The sequence below is a fragment of the Dyadobacter sp. 3J3 genome (assembly GCF_009801115.1).
In the GTDB taxonomy this organism is placed as follows: Bacteria; Bacteroidota; Bacteroidia; order Cytophagales; family Spirosomataceae; genus Dyadobacter.
In genome coordinates this window covers 1-2,787 of sequence record NZ_VTOL01000041.1, presented here as the reverse complement: position 1 = coordinate 2,787, position 2,787 = coordinate 1, and the positions used below count along the sequence as shown (strand labels likewise).

Below are 2,787 nucleotides of genomic sequence, written 5' to 3'. Positions count from 1 at the left end.
GGTAAGATTCATGATTATTTCTGTTATATATTTGAATGTGAGATACTTAAATATACAAAGAATGTAGAATCTTACCAATTTTAAACTCTATTTTTCCTGCCAATTATTAATCGAACTCAGGTTATTATAATGTAGGCAGCATAGCAAACTGGCCAAAGGAGAAAGCTGAAAGTTATTTGCGCGAATACAATCAATATATCATGCAGATCCTGGATATACATGAGGCAATTCCAGGGCATTACACGCAGCTGGTTTATGCCAATAAATCTCCAAGTCTTATTAAATCTCTTTTGGGAAATGGCGCGATGATCGAAGGCTGGGCAGTTTATACCGAGCAAATGATGCTGGAAAATGGATATGGAAATAATCAACCAGAAATGTGGCTCATGTGGTATAAATGGCATTTAAGAACTGTTTGTAATACAATTCTGGATTATAGCGTTCATGCCGGTAATATGAGTAAAGATGAAGCGATGCATTTATTGGTCAAAGAAGCGTTTCAGCAGAAAGCAGAAGCGGAAGGGAAATGGAAAAGAGTGAGTGTGAGTAATGTGCAGCTGACAAGTTATTATACCGGATATAAGGAAATCATCGATTTACGTCGGGATTACAAAGCCAGGCTAGAAGATAAATTTGACTTGAAATCCTTCCATGAAAAGTTCCTTAGCTACGGAAGTGCTCCTGTCAGATACATCAGGGAATTAATGTTGGAAAAGTAAATTCTGGAAGAATATTTAATAAAAACGGTGATCAATTAAAATAGGAAAAGGGGATGTTTAGTTTTGATGTATATAAGGAAAGGAGAAATAAGTTAAAAAAGGCTGTTGGAAGTGGGCTGATTCTGTTTTTAGGGAATGAAGAAATTGGGATGAATTATCGTGACAATACTTATCATTTTCGCCAGGATAGCAGTTTTCTATATTTTTTTGGATTGGATAAGCCTGGTTTGGCGGCAATTATTAATGTGGATGAAGATACTGAAATCATTATTGGGAATGAGCCGACTATAGATGATATCGTATGGATGGGAACTCAGCCTTCTTTGACTGACATTGCTGCCCAAACCGGAATTAGTAAAGTGGCTGCATCTGATTCTTTTGGGACTTTGATTAAAAAATCGATGTCGTCCGGGCAAACTATTCATTATTTGCCTCCATATAGATCAGATGCGATTATTAAACTAGGTAGTATTTTAGAAATTCCAAATATAGAGGTTAAAGAAAGGGCTTCTGTAAAATTGATAAAAGCGGTAATTGCTCAACGAGCGTACAAGTCTGCAATCGAAGTAGCTGAAATTGATAGAGCTGTTAATATCAGTAATGAAATGCATCTGGCCGCAATCCGGTATTCCAAAGAAAATGTTACGGAAAAATATGTAGCAGGAATTATTGAAGGACTTGCGTTGAGTGCAGGAGGGAATATTGCTTATCCTGTTATTTATACCGTAAACGGGCAAACGCTGCATAATCACCCGACGAGCGATATTCTTAAAAAAGGGCAATTGGTGTTATGTGATTGCGGTGCTGAAACAGCCATGCATTATGCTGGGGACTTGACACGGACTTTTCCGGTAGATCAAAAATTTACATCTCTTCAAAAAGAAGTTTATGAAATTGTATTGAAGGCTGAGCAGGCCGCAGTGGTTGCCTTGAAGCCTGGAATACGTTTTTTAGATGTTCACAAATTTGCCTGCGAGCATTTGGTAGATGGGTTAAAGCAGTTAGGATTAATGAAAGGCGATGTAAAGGATGCAGTGAGCGAGGGAGCTCATACATTATTTTTCCAATGCGGACTTGGGCATATGATGGGCCTGGACGTTCATGATATGGAAGATTTGGGCGAGCAGTACGTGGGTTATTCAGAAGGAGTGATTAAAAGTAAAGATTTTGGATTAAAGTCGCTAAGGCTGGGTAGAGAATTGGAAGCTGGCTTTGTGCTTACTGTGGAGCCGGGTTTGTATTTTATTCCTGAATTAATCGACATGTGGAAAGCGGAGGGGAAACTAAAAGATTTCATCAATTACGATAAATTGGATGCATTCAGAGATTTTGGAGGAGCGAGAATCGAGGAGAATTTTTTAATAACTGAAAGTGGCCACCAGTTATTGGGTGAACCGCTTATTAAATCTGTATCTGATATTGAAGGATTAAGTAGATTGTAATAGAGATAGTACAATAAGATAGTAGGCTGGGAATGGACTTGTATTGATACGATCCATTTCCAGTTTTTTTGTTTAAACATGCCATCCTTCAATGTTTAATTCGTTTCATTTCAATATTGCGAATTTCTTATTCAAAGCTTATCCTATTAGTACTCTCCCAACAATTTCCTGATTATCCAGCTCCCTCGGAGCTTCCTGTTTATAGCAAACAAATAATACTAAGCTTCTCCGGGCTCTATCGGAGCCTCCTATGAACAATCCAACAATCCACTAACCTGCCCATCGCACCACACTTTCCCTTTCCTTATATATAGGAACCAAAACCCACAATGAAATCAGATATGCGCACTGCACAGTTGATCTAATCCGCCAAACGCGTGATTAGCCCCAACTTCCCCTCAACGATAAAAGAGCCCACAACCGCATTCCCATCCATTTCAGCGCCAATTCCATATCCGAACCCAACCCCATGAAAAAAACTTAAAAATATTTTGGGGTACATTTTCCTCATTTTGAGCTTTTTACAAATTAAAGTAAAAAAAGATTCAAAATACTTTTGCCTTGTACTTGCGTAAGAAAAAAAAGAGGTGCACCTTTGCACTCCCAATCGGGTAGTACGGCGCTGA

2 protein-coding genes and 1 pseudogene are annotated in these 2,787 nt (G+C 38.5%); 2 read left to right on the top strand and 1 reads right to left on the bottom strand.

All coding sequences use genetic code 11. The features are described from left to right. Positions 1-125 precede the first annotated feature (125 nt). Positions 126-719: pseudogene (locus FZF08_RS31385) on the top strand (DUF885 domain-containing protein); the annotation flags it as partial. Positions 720-772: 53 nt separating this feature from the next. Beyond that, positions 773-2,161 (top strand): aminopeptidase P family protein, encoded by a 1,389-nt coding sequence (locus tag FZF08_RS31380; RefSeq protein WP_159478860.1) that lies wholly within the window; start codon positions 773-775, stop codon positions 2,159-2,161. Positions 2,162-2,522: 361 nt separating this feature from the next. Here FZF08_RS31380 and FZF08_RS32005 read toward each other — a convergent pair. Further along, positions 2,523-2,787 (bottom strand): hypothetical protein (locus FZF08_RS32005; RefSeq protein ID WP_229216788.1); only part of this gene is annotated, 265 nt, incomplete at its 5' end.

What these genes read in the sequence shown, in the direction of transcription:
- FZF08_RS31380 (WP_159478860.1), top strand. Translation starts at nt 773, where the DNA reads ATGTTTAGTTTTGATGTATATAAGGAAAGGAGAAATAAGTTAAAAAAG.